A 17,787-nucleotide genomic window follows, 5' to 3' on the forward strand; every position below is an offset into this window, starting at 1 on the left:
CCGATGAAGCCGAATGTCTGTACTCCCCGACCGACATCTTCGCGTGTGACCACGGCTGACGGCAGGTCTCCTGGCTCGCGGGTCGTGACCGCTTCGTCGCCTTCCCGGGACCGAGGACCCAGTGGCTTCTGACGAAGGATTCACCGCTTACAGTTGCGGGGGCAGCTACGGCATTGGGGACAATGTCCCCGCACCGCATTCCCTTTTCATCCCCTCTCGGGGAAACCGTCAAAGGCATCTAGGATTACGACCAAGACAGAGTCAATGTGCAAGCTGCGGCGTTATTGCCACAGCACCCAATTTCCTTGGAGATGAGCATGGAAGGCGAGACCTTCCTCTGGCTGATCAGACATGCGCCCGTCGACGGCGTCAAAGGGACGATCCACGCCGCCGACGCACCGGCCGATCTCCGCGATCGCGCACAACTCGAGGCGCTGCGGCAGCGTCTGCCGCGGGATGCTGCGAGCTATTCCAGCCCGTCGCGGCGCACGGCCGAGACCGCGCGGGCGCTGGGGCTGGAGCCGACGCTGGTGAGGGAGTTCAGCGAGCAGGATTTTGGCGACTGGACCGGCCATCGGCATGACGAGCTCGCCGCGACCGGTGGCGAGGCCTATGAGCAGTTCTGGAGCGATCCAGCGCGTGGAAGGCCGCCGGGCGGCGAAAGCTTTGAGGATCAGATCGCGCGTGTCCGGCTCGGCCTGTCACGGATCGGCGCGGGGCCCGCCGCGATCGTCGTCCATTCTGGCACGATCCGCGCTGCGCTCTGCATCGCGCTCGACCTGACGCCGCAGGCAGCCCTGCGCTTCGTCATCGATCCGCTGTCGCTGACCCGGATCGACCGGCTCGCGACCGGCTGGCGAGTCGTTTCCGTCAATCAGCGGATCAGCTATGCATGATCCGGAAAAGTGCGCAGCGGTTTTCCGAAAAGATCATGCTCAAACAACAACCTAAAGCGCGATGATCTCATCGCGCTTTAGGCCGATCCGGCACGTTCGCCTGCGCGAACGTCGCCATGCCGTTGTGAAGCGCGCAGGCCGACCGCACCAGCGGCAGCGCGATGGCGGCACCCGATCCCTCGCCGAGCCTGAGATCGAGGCTGATCAGCGGCTGCACGTTCAATGCGCGCAGCACCAGCCGATGTCCCTGCTCCGCCGACTGATGCGAGGGCAGCAGGAACGGCTGGCACGACAGATTGAGCCGCGCTGCCGTGAGCGCCGCGACCGACACGATGAAGCCGTCGATCAGCACGGGAATGCGGCGCTGCGCGGCGGCGATGATGGCGCCGCAAATCGCGGCGATCTCGAGCCCGCCGACGGCGCACAGGATTTTTTCGGGCGCCGCGCCCGCAACGCCGTGGCGTGCAATCGCGGCATCGATCACCCGCGCCTTGTGCGCGCGGCCCGCCGCATCGACACCGGTGCCGCTGCCTGCGATCTCCTCGGCGCTGACGGCGAGCAGGCTCGCGGCGATCGCCGCCGATGTCGTGGTGTTGCCGATGCCCATCTCGCCAAAAATCAGGAGATCGGGTTTGGTGGCCTCCGCGCGCGCGACCGCGCGCTGGCCGGCTTCGAACGCAAACGCCAGTTCGGCAGGCGCAAGCGCAGCCTCGACGCTGAAATCGCGGGTGCCGCTGCGCGGCTTGTCGGTGACGACGCCTCCCATCGCCTCCTGCGCCAGCGTGCCTGCGTCAACCACTTCCAGAGTCGAGCCGAGCTCGCGCGCCAGCACCGAGATCGCCGCGCCGCCGGAAGCAAAATTCGCCATCATCGCGATGGTCACTCCTTGCGGATAGGCAGACACACCCTGCGCGACGATGCCGTGGTCGCCGGCAAAAACGATGATCGGCACCCGCGCGGCGCGCGGCTGCTCGGTCGCTTGCAGGCCCGCAAGCTCGATCGCGAGCTGCTCGAGCCGGCCGAGCGCGCCGGTCGGTTTTGTGAGCTGCGCCTGACGCGCAATCGCTGCCTCGCGATGGACCGCGGAGACGTCAGGGCACTTTTGGTAGACCCATTCGGGAAGCATGCTGCCTCGCTTAACGCCCGCGCTTGAGAATGTAGCTGTCCATGATCCAGCCATGCCGCTCGCGCGCTTCCTGCCGCGCGGCGACGATGCGCGGACCAATCTCGGCCAGCGCGCCGGATAGGATGATCTGATCGGGCATGCCGAGATAGGCGCCCCAATAGATGTGAAGCCCCGCCGGATCGAGCGACCGGAACGCGGTGCCACCGTCAAGCATCACCGCCACGGTATCGACGCCCTGCGGCCAGCCGCCTTCGCGCAGGCGGCGTCCCGTCGTGACAAGGAACGGCTCGCCGATCTCGTTGAGCGGCAATGCATGGGCCGCGCACAGCGCCTGGATCGAGGTGATGCCGGGCACGACCTCGATATCAGGCAACGGATTGAGCCGGCGCGCGATGCGCAGCGAGGAATCGTAGAGCGAGGGATCGCCCCAGATCAGCAGCGCAACCTTGCCGTCACGCCCGAGATGATCCGCGATCGTCTGCGACCATGTCGCGGCAACCGCATCGTGCCAATCATCCACGCCCTTGCGGTAATCGGCTTCGCCCGCGTCGCGCACGGGGAGATCGAACTCGGCAATGCGGGTCTTGTCGCTGGTGAGCACATCCGCGCAGATCGTGCGCCTGAGATCGGCGAGATCGGATTTCGCGGTGCCCTTGCGCGGGATCAGGATCAGATCGGCGGCGTTGATGGCTTGAATGGCGGCGCGCGTGAGCTGCCCGGGATCGCCGCAACCGATGCCTATCAGGGAGAGCGTGAGCATCGCGAGCGCGAGGGGCGGCCATGACGGCCGCCCCTTAATCTCTTACGCCGCGTTGTGCAGACGCGGAGTGACGAGGCCGGGCGCGGTGACACCGCGCAGCGACTTCGCCAGCGCCAGCACCGCGAGATCGGCAAGCGGCTCGATCATGATGACCAGCGCATAGGACGCCGCGAACGTCGCGATATTGGCGAGGTTGCTCATCGCAAAGCCAGAGCCATAGAGCGCCCAGAATGCCACCCAGGCGATCACGCCGGCCTGGTAGGTCGTCGAGAGCGCCAGCGCCTGGCGATACCTGAGGTCCACATAGGCGGTGTTGCGCGAGATGATCCGCGTGGCGATCGCCTGGATCCCGAACAGCGGCACCAGCAGCGTCGTGACGTTCATGCCGTATTGCGGCAGGTCAGCGGGCTCGAAGAACACGCCCTGCAGCAGGAGTCCGAACGCAAGGCCAAGAGCCGCCGGCGCCGCACCGAACAGCAGGAACAAGGTCGAGCCAAGGATGAAGTGCACCTCGGAGACGCCGACCGGGAAGTGCGGCAGGATCTCGAAGAAGGTGAAGACGAGCGCGGTGGTCGCGAGGGTGCGCACGGCGAGCGAGCCGATGCCCTGCTCGCGCACGGTCTCGACCGCGAGCTTCAAGGCAACGCCGCCTGCGGCGATGCCGGTTGCGTAACTCAATACGAGCTTGGCGCCGGTCACGACGCCGGGTTCGATATGCATGGTTCAGTTCCTTCCTGCCGTCACACCCGACGGCCTTGGCCTCAAAACATGCACGGCCGGTCTCCTGGCTCGCGGTTCGCTGGGGTTCTCCGGCCTTCCCGGACCTTGCGGCCCAGTGGCGGTTCGGAGCCCCTCACCGCTTACAGTCGCGGGGGCGGCTGGGGTTTTGGGCGCCGCAACTGGGTCCGCCCATCCCCATTCCCGATTATGCTCCGGCGCTTTGCGCCGCGTTGAGCACCATGCCTCTCCTGTGTGCCCCTTCCGCCAGCCGGGCGTCAAGGGCCGAGAGGCAGCCCGGGCCATCATGACGGATAATCCCCCGCCAGCGCGCCGAACAGGATAACGGCCGCCGTGGAAGCCGCCCCGCCCCGCGCAAGCTGCTCGGCAAGCTCGGCAATCGTGGTGCGGACCAGCCGTTCGTCGGCGCGGCCAAGGGATTCGGCGAACAGCGCGGGGGTATCAGGGGCGAGACCGTGCGCGATCAATTTTGCGGCAAGATCCGGGAAGGTGCGGCGGCCCATATAGACCACGGTCGTCGCTTCGGGGTCGGCCAGCGCCGTCCAGTTGAGATTTTGGGGCAGCTCGCCGGTGACGTCGGCCCCGGTGACGAACTGCACCCGGCGCGAGGTATGGCGCCGGGTCAAGGGAATGCCGGCTTGCGCGGCGGCCACGCAGGCCGAGGTGACGCCGGGAACGATCTCGTAGCCGATGCCGGCGTCGCGCAGAGTCTCCAGCTCCTCCTCGAGCCGGCCGAAGATGCCGGCATCGCCGGACTTCAGCCGCACCACGCGCGCGCCGGTGGCGGCGTAGTCCACCAGCAAGCGGTTGACGTGGTGCTGCCTGGTCGAGGGCCGCCCTGCCCGCTTCCCCACCGCAACGAGATTGGCGCCGGGCCGCGCCAGGTCGAGGATCGCGCCGGAAGCAAGATCGTCATAGAGCACGACGTCAGCCTCGCGCAGCCGCGCGGCGCCCTTCACGGTCAGGAGCTCGGGATCGCCGGGGCCGGCGGAGACGAAGGAGACAAAACCGCTCACCGGTCCTCCGCGATCAGATGAAAGAACGTACCGGTGGCGTGGCCACGCCGCGAGCCGGTCTCAGCGATGACCGCGCCGGTTGCATCATGCACGACCGCCAAGGGCGTGTCAGGCTGCGCAAAGATCGTCGAATAGTGGAATTCGTGGCCGCGCAAGCGCGCGCCCGCCTGATGCCCCGGCATCGGCGCTGCGAGCGCGGCCAGACGATAGCCGAGATGCATGCGGCGCCTGGCAAAGCTCGTCTCCAGGCCAAGCAGGCCTGTCATCTCGTGGCGGACGCCGTCGGCATCGGTCAACGCGGTGCCCAGCACCATATAGCCTCCGCATTCGCCGTGCACCGGACGCGTTTCGGCGAAGGCGCGCAAGCCGGCCCGAAAGCGTGCACTGGCCGCGATCGTGCCGGCATGGAGCTCGGGATAGCCGCCGGGCAGCCAGCACACATCCGCGCTCATATCAGGGCCTTCATCGGCGAGCGGCGAGAATGTCGCAATCTCCGCGCCAGCCGCGCGCCAGGCTTCCAGCATGTGCGGATAGACGAAGGAGAACGCGGCATCGCGCGCCAGCGCAATGCGCTGACCGGGCGGCGTCACGTTGAGGCCGTTCGACGCAGCTTGCGGCGACCAGCTCGCTGCCGATCGCAGCACCGCATCGAGATCGACATGCTCGCCGACGAAGCGCGCGGCCTCGTCGATCAGCTTGCCGATCTCGGCCTGCTCCTCGGCCTGCACCAGGCCGAGATGCCGTTTCGGCAGCGAGATCTCGGCATGGCGCGGCAGCGCGCCGAACACGGCGATGCCGGCATCGTTCAGCGCACGGCGCACCAGGTCCTCGTGGCGCGGGCTGGCGACACGATTGAGCACGACGCCGGCAAGCCGCACGCCGGGGCGATAATCGCGCAGGCCTGCGGCGATCGCCGCCGCGGTCTGCGCCTGGCCGGAGGGATCGATCACCAGCACCACCGGCCAGCCCAGCATCTCCGCGATATCAGCGGTGGCGCCGGTGCCGGAGACACCGCGCGCGGCGACGCCGTCGAACAGGCCCATCGAGCCCTCCGCGAGCACGACATCGGCATCCGCGCCGCGGCTGACGAGATGGGCGATCGTGCCACGATCCATCGCCCAGCTATCGACGTTGACAGAGGCGCGGCCCGTCGCGGCGGCGTGGAAGGCGGGATCAATATAGTCGGGCCCACTCTTGAAACATTGCACGTTCAATCCGCGATGGCGCCAGGCACGCGCGAGCGCCAGCGTCAGCGTGGTCTTGCCGACGCCGGAGGCCGGTGCGGAGATGACGAGGCCTGCCGGCATCACGACGCCTCCGGAAAGCGCGGCTCGGCGCCGACGGGGCGATAGCGGCGGTCGTAATCGACGGCATAAAGGCGGCTCTCGTCGAAATCCGCAGCACCAAGCGTCCTGCCGACCAGGATCAACGCGGTGCGCTCCATCTCGGCACCCACAGCAGCATCGAGGGTTGCGAGCGTGGCGCGCACGATGCGCTGGTCCGGCCAGCTCGCGCGCCAGACGATCGCGACCGGGCAGTCCGCGCCGTAGTGCGGCGAAAGCTCAGCGACGACCTTGTCGAGCAGATGGATCGACAGATGGATCGCGAGCACCGCGCCGGTCGCGGCGAACGCAGCGAGCTTCTCGCCTTCAGGCATGGCGCTGGCCCGGCCCGGCGTGCGCGTCAGCACCACGCTCTGGGCAAGGCCGGGCAGCGTCAGCTCGGCCTCCAGCGCCGCCGCGGCGGCCGAGAAGGACGGAACGCCCGGCGTGACCGTGAAGGGAATGCCGAGCGCGCGCAAGCGGCGGAGCTGCTCGCCCATCGCCGACCAGATCGAGAGATCGCCCGAATGCAGCCGCGCGACATCCTTGCCCTCGGCATGGGCCGCAGCGATCTCCGCGATGATCTCGTCGAGCGACAGTGGCGCGGTGTTGACGATGCGCGCGCCGGACGGGCAATGCGCCAAAACGCCTTCAGGCACCAGCGAGCCGGCATAGAGGCAGACCGGACAGGCCGCGATCAAATCGCGGCCGCGCAGCGTCAGCAAATCTGGCGCGCCCGGCCCGGCGCCGATGAAATGCACCGTCATGCGCCATCTCCTTCCGCGATCGCGGCGGTCGCGGTGCGATCCTGCGAGACTACGCGCGTCGCAATCAGGCGCGCGCAAGGGCCAGCGGCGGCGAGTGCAGCCGCCTCAGCAACCGAGCCCGTGCCAAACATTTCCCCGACGAGCTTCGACTGCGTTGGCGTGTCGATGCTCGTAAGCACATCAGCGGCGACGGCCTTGATCGGCACACCGCATTCCCGCGCGAGCTGCTTCAGGACCTCCGCGTCGGCCTTGTCGCTGACAGTTGCCACCGCCGCGAGGCCTTCAGTGCCGCCAGCGGCCAGCAACGCCTCGCGCAGCGAAGCCAGCGTGACATCCTTCTTGAATCCGAGCCCGGCGACCTTCATCGCACTGTACTCCACTGCACAACCGGCCGCGCTGCCTCCCAGGAGCGATAGCGGCCGAGCGGGGCTGCATGCGCGATCTCGACCCGCATCAGCTCGCCGCCATGGCGCTGATGCAGCTCGCCGAGCAGCGCTTCCGTCTCAAGCGTGACTGAATGCGCAACGAGCCGCGCACCCGGCGAGAGACGAGACCAGACAGCATCGAACAACGCGCGATCGAGACCACCGCCGATGAAGACGGCATCCGGCACCTCTTGGCCAGCAAGAGCTTCAGGCGCCTTCCCCGTAACGACGGTGATCCGATGCGCCAGTCCAAATGCGGCTGCATTGCTGCGGATGTTCGCCGCGCGGTCTTCGCGCGCCTCGATCGCGATCGCCGTTCCCCCGCACAGCGCCCACTCCACCGAGATCGAGCCCGAACCGGCGCCGACATCCCACAGCCGTTCCCCGGCACGCGGCGCCAGCGCCGAGAGCGCGAGCGCGCGCACCGGCCGCTTGGTGATCTGGCCGTCGTGGACGAAGAGATCGTCCGAAAGTCCGGAGCTGCGGGAAATGCCACGCCCGCCTCTCGCCTCGAGGGCAATTGCGACCAGATCTTCGGCGAGATCGCCCGCAAAGCCGTCGGCGCGATGTTCAACGATGCTTTCGCGCGGCCCACCGAGCGCGGCGAGCGTCCAAAACGCCGAGGCGCCCCATCCGCGCTCGCTGAGCCATTTCGCGAGGTCGCCGGGCGCCTTCCCGTCACGCACGAGGCAGAGGATGCGAGCATCATTCGCCAGATGCGGAATGAGACGCTCGAATGGTGCGGCGTGGAGGCCGAAACAGGCAGCAGTTTCGAGACGCCAGCCTAGCCGCGCGGCGGCAAGCGAGAAGGTCGACAGCGCGGAATGCGCGATCCACTCTCCTGCATCGAGCTTCTCGGCAAGGCTTGCGCCGGCGCCGTGCCAGAACGGATCGCCCGAAGCGAGCACCGCCGTCGGCCGGCCGCGACAGCTCAGCACGACATCTGCATCGAACGGCACCGGCCAGGGGTGGCCGCGGCTGCCAACGTCTGCAAGCGCGAGGTGACGCTCGCCGCCAAAAACAGTTTCCGCTTTGGCAAGCGCGTTTCGGCTTGCCTCCGACAGCCCGTCAAGGCCATCTTCGCCGATACCGATGATGGTCAGCCAGGGATCAGCCATGATACGCGCCCTCATACTGGGCGGAACTGCCGATGCGAGCGTGCTCGCGGCGGAGATCGCGCGCACACAGATCGACGCCGTCTATTCCTACGGCGGCCGCACCCGCACGCCCGCCGATCAGCCGCTGCCGACCCGCATCGGCGGGTTCGGCGGCGTCAGCGGGCTCGCCGACTATATCCGCAGCGAGGCCATCACGCATGTGATCGACGCGACGCATCCCTTCGCCGCCGAGATGAGCCACAACGCGGTTGCGGCGTGCGCCGAGACCGGCACGCCGCTGATTGCGCTCGAACGTCCACCCTGGACGAAAGTGCCCGGCGACAACTGGATCGAGATTCGCGACGTCAATGCGGCGGTCGCCGCGCTGCCCGACGCGCCGGCAAACGTGTTCCTTGCCATCGGCCGCCAGCACATCGCCCCGTTCGCGAGCAAGCCGCAGCATGCCTACACGCTGCGGTTCGTCGATCCGCCCGAGGCGCCCCTGCCCTTCGCAGCCGATGTGATCGTGTCGCGCGGACCGTTTACGCTCGAGGGCGAGCTCGAGATGCTGCGCGGTCGCGGCATCGCCTGGATCGTTGCCCGCAATTCCGGCGGCGACGGCGCCCGCGCCAAGATCGACGCCGCCCGCAGGCTCAGCCTGCCCGTGGTGATGATCTCGCGAGCGCGGCTGCCCGAACGGCCTTGCGTGGAGAGCGTGGCCGAGGTGATGGAGTGGCTCGGTCATTCTACCCGCCTCGGCGCATAGACCCAGCGGCCGACACGGCGCGTCTGCGAGTTGCCGATGATCACCAGCGTGCGCATGTCGGCCATTTCAGGCGTCGCTTCGTTCAGCGTGACAGTCTCGATCTTCTCCTCAGCCGAGCTGATCGCGCGCGCGAAGATGACGAGGCGGTCGCTACAACCAGCATCCCTCAAAACTGCGAGCGCACGACCAAATCCCTCCGGCCGGCTCGCCGAGCGCGGATTGTATATCGCAATCGAAAAGTCGGCTTCGGCCGAGAGCCGCAAGCGTTTCTCGATCACCGCCCAGGGCTTGAGATTGTCGGAGAGATTGATCGCACAGAAATCATGGCCGAGCGGCGCGCCGGCGCGCGCCGCCGCCGCCAGCATCGCGGTGATGCCGGGCAGCACGCGGATCGGCAGTTTTTGATATTGCGGCGCCTGCTCCAGTGCCTCGAACACGGCCGAGGCCATCGCGAACACGCCGGGGTCGCCGGAGGACACGACAACGACGTGGCCGCCTTCGGCGGCAAGCCGCAAGGCGTCGCCGGCACGCTGCAACTCCTCGCGATTATCCGACGGATGCAGCGTAAGTCCCGGCCGCAGCGGCACGCGCGCGACATAGGGCGCATAGCCCAAAATATCGGTCGCGGCGGCAAGCGCGGCGGAGACCTCGGGCGTCACCAGCGCATCGCTGCCCGGCCCGAGGCCCGCGATGGTTAGCGTGCCCGTCATTCGGCCGCGTCCAGATGCCGGCCCTTGCCGTGCACCAGCACGATAGCAAAGTAAGGACAATCGGCGGCATCGATCTCGGCGAGCCGCACCACGCGCTCGCCGGGCATGGTGCCGCGCTCGACCAGCCAGGCATCATCGAGCCGCCCGGCGGATGCGAGCGCACGGCGCACCTTTGCGAGATTGCGCCCGGTCTTCATGATGACCAGCGCATCGGAATCGCGCATGCGGCGTTCGAGCTCATCCTCGGGAAGCGTGCCCATCAGCACCGTCGTCACGTCGTCGCCGAGCGCGATCGGCTGGCCCACGCCGTTCCAGCAGCCGACCATGCCGGGAATGCCCGCGATCACCTCGATCTCGACGCGGCCCTGCAGGCGCATGTGCAGATGCATGAAGGAGCCGTAGAAATAGGGATCGCCCTCGCAGAGCACGACAACGTCAACCGCACGCGCAAGCCGTGCGAGGCGCTCGACCCATTCGTCGTAGAAACCGGCGAGCAGCTGAACGTATTCAGGGCTGTCGAAGGCAATTTCTGTCGTGACCGGATATTCCATGGGATATTCGGTGACGTCGGCCGCCAGCATGCCCTCGACGATGCGCCGCGCCTGGCCGGGCCGGCCCTTCTTGCGGAAGTAGGCGACGTGCTTGGCGCCGCGCACCGTGCGATCAGCGCGCACGCTCATCAAATCAGGATCACCGGGGCCGAGACCGCAGCAGATGATGCGTCCCATCTCTATTCGCTCCGGCTCGCGAGCGCGTTCACGGCGGCAACCGTGATCGCGGAGCCGCCGAGGCGGCCCTCGACCGTCAGCGCCGGCACCGGCGGATCCGCCATCAGCGCCGCCTTGGACTCGGCCGCGCCGACAAAACCGACCGGGCAGCCGATGATCGCCGCGGGCCGCGGACAGCTTTGGTCCTCCAGCATGTTGAGCAGATGGAACAGCGCGGTCGGAGCATTGCCGATCGCAACGATCGCGCCTTCGAGATGCGGGCGCCAGAGCTCGAGCGCGGCGGCCGAGCGCGTGTTGCGCATGGACTGTGCCAGCGCCGGAACGGCCTCGTCGCCGAGCGTGCAGATCACAGCGTTGGCCGCAGGCAGTCTGGCGCGCGTGATCCCTTCCGAGACCATGCGCGCGTCGCACAGGATCGGCGCGCCCTTCTGCAAGGCGGCGCGCGCGGCGGTCGCCATGCCCGGCGTGAAACGGATATGCGCTTCCAGCCCGACCATGCCCGCGGCATGGATCATCCGCACCACGACCTGCTCCTCGTCGGGTGTGAACCGCGCAAGATCGGCTTCGGCCCGGATGGTCGCAAAGGACTGCCGGTAGATCGCCGCGCCGTCGGTTTCGTAAATGTGCGGCATCAGTGCCCTCCGACCAGAATGGAGGGATCGCTGACGATGTCGGCACAGTTCAGGCCGCGCAGGACCGGCTCGTCGCGGGTCGAGCCGTTCCGCACGAGATCGAAGCCGGCGCTGGTCGCAACCAGCGTCACCGGCGACGCTCCGGAGCGGGCGCAGCCCTTGGCGCAGCCGGAGACATGGAGCTTCGTGTCGAGGGCGATGCGCGGTGCCAGCGCGGCCGCCAGCGCGCGCGTGTCGGCATGCGCTTCGCGGCAGCGCGGCGCGCCGCTGCAGGCGATCACGCGCAGCGCCGGATCGTGAGGCTCGGTGATGAGGCCAGCCGCGGTCGGCATCTCGCGCTTGCCTTCGCTCAGCACCATCCGCCATGGCGTCATGCGTAGCGCATGACCGCAACCGGAAAACTGATGCAGCGTGGTGTGCAGCATCTGCCCGAACGCAACGCCGACCAGGGCGCCATGCGGATAATGGCCGGGCCGCGACGCCGCCATCACGGGCGCCGGCTCGGTCTCGCCGCGCAAGGCCGCGGGCAATGCCGCGCCGGCCGCGATGTGGGCGGCCATGCGCCCACGTCCGCCCTTCGCGCCGCCGGAGGCGATGAACCAGCCTGCGAGCGCAAGCGCCGCATTCACCGCCTCTCCGCGCGCGACGGAACAGCCAAACCTTGCGCCATCGGCCCGCACCAGCAGATGGCCGCCGTGATCGCGCTCGATCCGCACGTCGGCGGAATCGCCGGCGAGCACACGCGACTTGCCGTCGTCGATGGCGAAGCCGAATTTGGTGGGAAGATCGAGCGCGCTGTCGGCGAGCGCTTCTTCAAGCTCCGCGGCAAGCGCCTGCGTCTCGTCACCGGCAGTCCAGAACGGCGTCACCAGGATGTTGCGGCGGGCTTCGATGTCAGCGTCGGGATCGAGCAATTGCAACCGCGCAAGGCCGTCGATCAGCGGCCGATGGCTCTCCTCGCTCACACCCCTGATCTGGAGGTTGGCGCGGCTGGTCACGTCGATGAGACCGTTGCCGTGGCGCTCGGCGAGCTCGGCAAGCCCGGCGATCTGGTTTGCCTCGAGCCGTCCGCCGAACGGTCGCACGCGGACCACGAGCCCATCGCCCGATTGCATCGGGCGCAGCGCGCCGGGGCACCAGCCCTTGACCATCGATGCGCTCATGACGCCTCCCGCAGCGCAGCCGCGATCGAATTGCGGCGCGTTCGCCAGAGCGAGGCCTCGTGCAGGCGCGTGAAGCAGATCTCCATGGCGGCGAGCGCCGCCGGGTTTTCGTGGGCCATGAAGGCGCGAACGTCGGCATCGCCAAGCGTCGCGTCATAATAGAGATCGAACAGATGCGGCGGCACGGCGCCGGCCAGATGCGCGAAAGCCGCCATGTGCTCGAGTGTCGCGGCGATCTCGGCGGCCCCGCGAAAACCGTGACGCATCATGCCGGCGATCCAGGTTGGGTTAGCCGCGCGCGCGCGAACCACGCGCGAAATCTCTTCCGTCAGCGTGCGCGCATGCGGCTGCTCGGGGCGCGTCGTGTCGAGGTGATAGAGCGAAGGTCCGGCCGCGCCGAGATGCGCGGCAGCCGCCGCGACGCCGGCTTCGTGCGCGGCATAGTCGGCGGCGAGCAGCAGATCGGTCTCCGGCAAATCCTGGACGTGAACGAAGGCATCGGCGGATGCCAGTCGCTGCTCGATGCCGGCGCGATCGGGCTTGATCTCGCCATCGGCGGAGAATGCCCAGGACGATGCCGACAGCCAGGCTTCGCCGGCGGAATCGCGCGTCTCTTGCGTGAAAGCATCGGGGATCGCCGAGAGGCCAACGCCGTATTGTCCGGGCCGCGGCGCGAACACGCGCGAGGCGCGCTGGCGGTACGGATTCTCGTCGCCCTCTTCGACGCGCGATGCGAGCGCCTCGGATGCCGCCTCGAACAATTGCGCGAGGCCCGAAAAGACATCACGGAATAGGCCCGACACACGCAGCGTCACGTCGATGCGGGGACGCCCGAGCTCGGCCGGCGCGATGATGTCGTAGCCGGTGACGCGGCCGGAGGCGTGATCCCAGCGCGGCGCGAGACCGGCCAGATGCAGCGCCATCGCAAACTCCTCGCCCGCGGTGCGCATCGTCGCCGAGCCCCAGAGGTCGACCACGAGGCCGTTCGGCCAGTTGCCGTGATCCTGCAAATGGCGACGGAGCAGTTCTTCAGCGAGTTTTACCCCCTGCGCATGTGCCGACGGGGTCGGCACCGCGCGCGGATCGACGGCGAACAGATTGCGCCCCGTCGGCAGCACGTCCTGACGTCCGCGATAGGGCGAACCCGACGGCCCCGGCGCGACGCGCTGCCCAGCGAGCGCGGCGCGCAGCGCGTCCCGCTCCGCCTCACCGCAGGCGCCGCGACCAAACACGTGCAGGCCATCGCCGAATTGGCTTTCCTTGAGATCGCAGACGAAGCGGTCGATGCGCGGAATGGCTTCGGCCGGCGCAGCCGATGCATCGAGACCGAGATCGTCTTCGAGGCCCGCCGCACGGGCCTCGTCACGGATCGCCGCGATCAGGCGCTGGCGACGGGCGGGATCGAGACCATCGGCGGTCGAATATTCATCGAGCAGGCGTTCAAGCCGGCGCAAACCTTCCGGCACCGTGGATTGCTCCAGCGGCGGCGGCAGATGGCCGATGGTGACAGCACCTATGCGCCGTTTGGCCTGCGCAGCCTCGCCGGGATCGTTGACGATGAAGGGATAGATGACGGGGAGATCGCCGATCAACGCTTCCGGCCAGCATTGCGACGACAGCGCCACGGATTTCCCCGGCAACCATTCCAGCGTCCCGTGCGCGCCCATGTGCACGACGGCATCAATCCCCTGCTCGCGGAGCCAAAGATAGAACGCGACATAGCCGTGGCGCGGCGTGCGGGCGAGATCGTGATAGTCGGAATCGCGCGTGGTCACATCGCCGCGCTCCGGCTGGACCGCGATGATCGATTGGCCGCATTGGATGGCTGCGAAATGAAACGCACCGTCGCGGCAGCTCGGATCAGCCTCCGGCGCGCCCCAGGCTTGCGCGAGATCGTCCTGCAGGGTTTGCGGCAGGCGCGCGAGCGCGGCGCGATAATCGGCGACACTCCAGGTCAAATGCTGTTTCAGCAGCGTCTCGCCGAGCAGATGGACCGGCGCAACATCGAAGCCGGTCGCCGCGAGGTCGGACACCAAGGCCTCGACCGACGCCAGCGCATCGAGACCAACGGCATGTGCGATCTGGTGCGGACGGCCCGGATAGTTCGAGAGCACGATCGCCAGCCGCTTTTCGCCGGCCGGCGTCTTCGCGAGGCTACGCCAGGCCGCAACGCGCGCGGCGACAGCTTTCACGCGTTCCTCGTCCGGCCGATGCGCCAGATGCGAGAATTGCAGATCCGGATCGCGCTCCGCCGCCGATTTGAAGCTCACGACGCCCGTGAACAGACGGCCGTCAACCTCGGGCAGCACGACATGCATCGCGAGGTCGCCCGGCGAGAGGCCGCGCAGCGATTCTGCCCAGTCCTCGCGCCGCGCGGTGGAGAGCGCGACCTGGAACACCGGACACGGCGCGGCATCGAACGGCGTCGTGCCGTCGTCGCCCACGGCAGAGAACGCCGTCGCATTGACGATCGCAGCCGGAGGATGCTGTGCGAGATGCTCCCGCAGCCAGTCCGCAGCGCCCGGGGCCTTCAGCGAGGTGACGAACACGCCATAGGCGTCAAAGCCCTTCTCGCACAGCGCAGCGATCAGGGCATCGATCGGACCGGTGTCAGCGGCAGTGAGATAAGAGCGATAGAACGTCACCAGCGCGAGCGGCTTCCCCTCGCCCGACGCCGGCGCGGCAATGACACCACGCGCGGGATCATAAAAGCCCATTTCGGGCACGGTCATCTCGCCGACGACTGGACCGGCATAGAGGCCCGAGGCCAGCGCGAGCTGAGCAATCGCGGCTTGGGCTGCAACGGGACCGCCGGTGTCACAGAGCACCTTCAGCCGCCGCAGCGTCGAGACCAGCAAGGTCGAGTAGGCATCGAGCCGCGTGTCGTCGCGGCCGTCGGCCGGCAGCACCGCCAGCACGATGTTGCGATCCTTCGCGAGCTGTTGCAGAGCCGCAAGGCCATAGGGCCAGTAGGACTCGCCGCCGATCAGACGCACCAGAATGCCGCGCGCCTGCGACAGCGTGCGCTCGATATAGGTGTCGACCGAGAGCGGATGACGCAGCTCCGCGAGATTGGCGAGCCGCAGCGACGGCAGGCTGCTCCGGCCGCGCCGCCAGCCTGCCGCGAACGCGGCAAGGTCGGAATCCGAGTACGAGAGCACCACGAGATCGGCCGGGTCCTGGCCGATGTCTCTTGGCGTCGCGGTCTCCTCGAGACCCCGGCTCTCTCGGAAGACGACGTGCATCAGACTCCCAATCCCGCCTTGATCGCGGCCTCGTCGATATCGCCATGCTCGCCGATCACGACGAGCTTCGACTGCCTGAGACCTGCGCCCCAGGGCTTGTCGAACTGGTGGCGCACGCGCTCGCCGACGGCCTGCAACAGCAGGCGCATCGGCTTGCCCGCGACCGCGATATAGCCCTTGGCGCGCAGCACGTTCTGCTCGCGCGCCAGCTTCTGCACCGAGGCGACCAGCGCATCGACGTCGGCGACTTCCGGAAGATCGATCACGACCGATGCGAAATCATCGTGCTCGTGCCCCTCCTCGCCATCATGATGCGAGGGGCGCGCGGCGAGATCGTTCTCCGCGGCAGCGCCAAGCCCGAGGATGACGCGCGCATCGATCGCGCCGTCGGTGACGGGGAGCATCGGCACACGGCGCGGCATCTCGGCGGTGATCGCGGCCTTGGCGGCTTCAATGCCGGCGGCGCCGGCCAGATCCGCCTTGGTCAGCAGCACGATATCGGCGCAGGCGATCTGGTCCTCGAACACTTCCGACAGCGGCGTCTCGTGATCGAGATTCTCGTCCGCCGCGCGCTGGGCTTCGACCGCATCCGGGTCCGGCGCAAAGCGACCGGCGGCAACGGCCTCGGCATCGGCGAGCGCGATCACGCCGTCGACGGTGATGCGCGAGCGGATCTCCGGCCAGTCAAACGCCTTCAGCAGCGGCTTTGGCAGAGCGAGGCCCGAGGTCTCGATCAGGATGTGATCGGGCCGCACCGGCCGCGCCAGCAATTGCTCCATGGTCGGAATGAAATCGTCGGCGACGGTGCAGCAGATGCAGCCATTGGCGAGCTCGACGATGTTCTCCTCCGGGCAGTTGGCGTCGGCGCAGGACTTCAAAATCTCACCATCGACGCCCTCGCTGCCGAACTCGTTGACGAGCACCGCGAGCTTCTTGCCATTGGCATTGCTGAGCAGATGCTGGATCAGCGTCGTCTTGCCGGAGCCGAGGAAGCCGGTGACCACCGTCACAGGGACTTTTGCGAGCGAGTTCATTCGGCGGCCTCCGGCAACACGGCAATGGGGGGAATGCGCGCAAGCGACTGCTTGCGGAAGATTTCGGGCCGGCTGCGCCAGGGCACGAGGCCGTCGGGCGCGGCCGCATAGGCCGCAGCACCGGCGATCACGTCTTGCGCATTCGCATCCGACAGGCGGCCATAGACATAGGACCAGCGCCCCGGCGCGCTGAGCGCGACCGAACAGCCCTGGCTGCATGCAGACAGGCATTCGACGGGAACCACGCGGACGCCCTCCGGCACGCCGGCCTCGAGGATCGCGCCGTGCAGGCGCTTGCCGGGCGTCGTCTCGCCCTCGCCAAGCGTCTGGCCGGCGCGGCAGGTGATGCAGACGTGAAGTGTGACGGTCATCGCCTCTTCCAGAATAACAGCGGGAGGCGAAGAGGCACACGGACCATTCTCCTGAAGGCCCGTTCCCCCGTCGCGGAACACCCCGTCCGCCGGTCCAAAACTCGTCCGCGCTGGCAGGTCTCCCGGCTTGCGGAGCAGGGTTTTGGCCCTTCGATCCCCGCCTTCCCGATCCCGGGGGATCAGTGGCTTCGGGCATCTCTCCGGTCACGGTCGCGGGGGCGGCTGCATTTTGGACCCAAATCTTGCCGATTCGGACCCTATCGCATTCCCTCTTCGCCTGTCATAGGACAGGAACCAGTGCCGGGCCACCATTTGCCCCCGGCCGCCTCTTGTCAAGCCGAAGGACCGGGACCAATGACGCCTGAACCGGATACCCAAACAGCTGAGGAAACCGACGCCCGGCACGCCCAGAAAATGGCGAAGAAGAAGGCCGCCCGCGACAAGATCATCGCGACCAAGAGCGGCGAGAAGGGCCTCATCATCGTCCACACCGGCGCCGGCAAGGGCAAGTCGTCGTCGGCCTTCGGCATGATCGTCCGCTGCGTCGCCCATGGCTTCCCCTGCGCGGTCGTGCAGTTCATCAAGGGCGCCTGGGACACCGGCGAGCGGCGCCTGCTCACCGGCCATTTCGGCGAGCTCTGCCAGTTCCACGCCATGGGCGAAGGTTTTACCTGGGAGACGCAGGACCGGGCCCGCGACATCGCGGCCGCCCGCGCCGGCTGGGAGAAGGCCAAGGAGCTGATATCAGATGAGAACCTGCGCATGGTCGTGCTCGACGAGATCAACATCGCGCTGCGCTACGACTATCTCGATATCGCCGAGGTGGTCGAATTCCTGACGACCTCGAAGCCGCCGATGACGCATGTCGTGCTCACCGGACGCAACGCCAAGGACGAGCTGATCGAGATCGCCGATCTCGTCACCGAGATGACGCTGGTCAAGCATCCGTTCCGCTCCGGCATCAAGGCGCAGGCCGGCGTCGAGTTCTGAA

The 17,787-nt window shown here is 67.9% G+C and carries 18 protein-coding genes and 3 riboswitches; of the genes, 3 read left to right on the plus strand and 15 right to left on the minus strand.

All coding sequences use genetic code 11. From position 1 onward, the window contains the following. Window positions 1-42: 42 nt before the first annotated feature. A riboswitch (cobalamin riboswitch) is annotated at window positions 43-245 on the minus strand. A 72-nt stretch (window positions 246-317) separates the two neighbouring features. After that, window positions 318-896: a histidine phosphatase family protein gene (locus tag QA642_RS32570; RefSeq protein WP_283080538.1), complete on the plus strand. Its 579-nt coding sequence runs from the start codon at window positions 318-320 to the stop codon at window positions 894-896. Window positions 897-963: 67 nt separating this feature from the next. On the opposite strand, the gene cobT is transcribed toward QA642_RS32570, so the two are convergent. From cobT to cbiE, 8 genes are all read right to left on the minus strand, one after another. Beyond that, a complete protein-coding gene (cobT, locus tag QA642_RS32575) occupies window positions 964-2,022 on the minus strand; it encodes a nicotinate-nucleotide--dimethylbenzimidazole phosphoribosyltransferase (protein ID WP_283080539.1) in 1,059 nt (352 codons plus the stop codon). Window positions 2,023-2,032: 10 nt separating this feature from the next. Beyond that, window positions 2,033-2,782, minus strand: coding sequence for a precorrin-6A synthase (deacetylating) (gene cobF, locus QA642_RS32580; protein ID WP_283080540.1), 750 nt, complete (start codon window positions 2,780-2,782; stop codon window positions 2,033-2,035). A gap of 42 nt (window positions 2,783-2,824) precedes the next feature. Continuing rightward, window positions 2,825-3,502 (minus strand): energy-coupling factor ABC transporter permease, encoded by a 678-nt coding sequence (locus tag QA642_RS32585; RefSeq protein WP_283080541.1) that lies wholly within the window; start codon window positions 3,500-3,502, stop codon window positions 2,825-2,827. A 36-nt stretch (window positions 3,503-3,538) separates the two neighbouring features. Further along, window positions 3,539-3,759: riboswitch (cobalamin riboswitch) on the minus strand. A gap of 45 nt (window positions 3,760-3,804) precedes the next feature. Beyond that, window positions 3,805-4,536 carry a uroporphyrinogen-III C-methyltransferase gene (gene cobA / locus QA642_RS32590; protein WP_283080542.1) on the minus strand — a complete coding sequence of 244 codons (732 nt, stop codon included), beginning with the start codon at window positions 4,534-4,536 and terminating at the stop codon, window positions 3,805-3,807. After that, window positions 4,533-5,843: a cobyrinate a,c-diamide synthase gene (locus QA642_RS32595; protein ID WP_283080543.1), complete on the minus strand. Its 1,311-nt coding sequence runs from the start codon at window positions 5,841-5,843 to the stop codon at window positions 4,533-4,535. The genes cobA and QA642_RS32595 overlap by 4 nt, the downstream gene beginning before the upstream one ends. Next, the gene (cobM, locus tag QA642_RS32600) at window positions 5,843-6,625 is read right to left on the minus strand and encodes a precorrin-4 C(11)-methyltransferase (RefSeq protein WP_283080544.1); all 783 of its coding nucleotides are present in this window, start codon (window positions 6,623-6,625) and stop codon (window positions 5,843-5,845) included. Before cobM ends, QA642_RS32595 begins: the two co-directional genes overlap by 1 nt. Further along, window positions 6,622-6,990, minus strand: a complete 369-nt coding sequence (locus QA642_RS32605; protein WP_283080545.1) for a cobalamin biosynthesis protein — start codon at window positions 6,988-6,990, stop codon at window positions 6,622-6,624. Before QA642_RS32605 ends, cobM begins: the two co-directional genes overlap by 4 nt. Next, window positions 6,987-8,168, minus strand: coding sequence for a precorrin-6y C5,15-methyltransferase (decarboxylating) subunit CbiE (cbiE, locus tag QA642_RS32610; RefSeq protein WP_283080546.1), 1,182 nt, complete (start codon window positions 8,166-8,168; stop codon window positions 6,987-6,989). Before cbiE ends, QA642_RS32605 begins: the two co-directional genes overlap by 4 nt. On the opposite strand from cbiE, the gene QA642_RS32615 reads away from it, so the two are divergent. Beyond that, complete coding sequence (locus QA642_RS32615; RefSeq protein ID WP_283080547.1) at window positions 8,167-8,913, plus strand: cobalt-precorrin-6A reductase; 747 nt, start codon at window positions 8,167-8,169, stop codon at window positions 8,911-8,913. The two genes, cbiE and QA642_RS32615, sit on opposite strands and share 2 nt — an antisense overlap. On the opposite strand, the gene cobJ is transcribed toward QA642_RS32615, so the two are convergent. Genes cobJ through QA642_RS32650 form a run of 7 tightly spaced genes read right to left on the minus strand, consistent with a single transcriptional unit; the run spans window position 8,889 to window position 16,796 of the window. Beyond that, window positions 8,889-9,623 (minus strand): precorrin-3B C(17)-methyltransferase, encoded by a 735-nt coding sequence (gene cobJ / locus QA642_RS32620; protein ID WP_283080548.1) that lies wholly within the window; start codon window positions 9,621-9,623, stop codon window positions 8,889-8,891. The two genes, QA642_RS32615 and cobJ, sit on opposite strands and share 25 nt — an antisense overlap. After that, the gene (locus QA642_RS32625) at window positions 9,620-10,351 is read right to left on the minus strand and encodes a precorrin-2 C(20)-methyltransferase (protein WP_283080549.1); all 732 of its coding nucleotides are present in this window, start codon (window positions 10,349-10,351) and stop codon (window positions 9,620-9,622) included. The genes cobJ and QA642_RS32625 overlap by 4 nt, the downstream gene beginning before the upstream one ends. Window positions 10,352-10,353: 2 nt before the next feature. After that, window positions 10,354-10,983 (minus strand): precorrin-8X methylmutase, encoded by a 630-nt coding sequence (locus QA642_RS32630; protein WP_283080550.1) that lies wholly within the window; start codon window positions 10,981-10,983, stop codon window positions 10,354-10,356. After that, window positions 10,983-12,146 carry a precorrin-3B synthase gene (gene cobG, locus QA642_RS32635; RefSeq protein WP_283080551.1) on the minus strand — a complete coding sequence of 388 codons (1,164 nt, stop codon included), beginning with the start codon at window positions 12,144-12,146 and terminating at the stop codon, window positions 10,983-10,985. The genes QA642_RS32630 and cobG overlap by 1 nt, the downstream gene beginning before the upstream one ends. Then, complete coding sequence (gene cobN, locus QA642_RS32640) at window positions 12,143-15,391, minus strand: cobaltochelatase subunit CobN (RefSeq protein WP_283080552.1); 3,249 nt, start codon at window positions 15,389-15,391, stop codon at window positions 12,143-12,145. The genes cobG and cobN overlap by 4 nt, the downstream gene beginning before the upstream one ends. Continuing rightward, entirely contained in the window at window positions 15,391-16,425 is a 1,035-nt protein-coding gene (gene cobW, locus QA642_RS32645; protein ID WP_283080553.1) for a cobalamin biosynthesis protein CobW, read from the minus strand. Before cobW ends, cobN begins: the two co-directional genes overlap by 1 nt. Further along, window positions 16,422-16,796: a DUF1636 domain-containing protein gene (locus tag QA642_RS32650; RefSeq protein ID WP_235547757.1), complete on the minus strand. Its 375-nt coding sequence runs from the start codon at window positions 16,794-16,796 to the stop codon at window positions 16,422-16,424. The genes cobW and QA642_RS32650 overlap by 4 nt, the downstream gene beginning before the upstream one ends. Window positions 16,797-16,890: 94 nt before the next feature. Beyond that, a riboswitch (cobalamin riboswitch) is annotated at window positions 16,891-17,110 on the minus strand. Window positions 17,111-17,150: 40 nt separating this feature from the next. Between QA642_RS32650 and cobO the strand changes: the two genes are divergently transcribed. Next, window positions 17,151-17,786 carry a cob(I)yrinic acid a,c-diamide adenosyltransferase gene (gene cobO, locus QA642_RS32655; protein WP_283080554.1) on the plus strand — a complete coding sequence of 212 codons (636 nt, stop codon included), beginning with the start codon at window positions 17,151-17,153 and terminating at the stop codon, window positions 17,784-17,786. Window position 17,787 lies beyond the last annotated feature (1 nt).

Source organism: Bradyrhizobium sp. CB2312, from assembly GCF_029714425.1.
Taxonomy (GTDB): domain Bacteria; phylum Pseudomonadota; class Alphaproteobacteria; order Rhizobiales; family Xanthobacteraceae; genus Bradyrhizobium.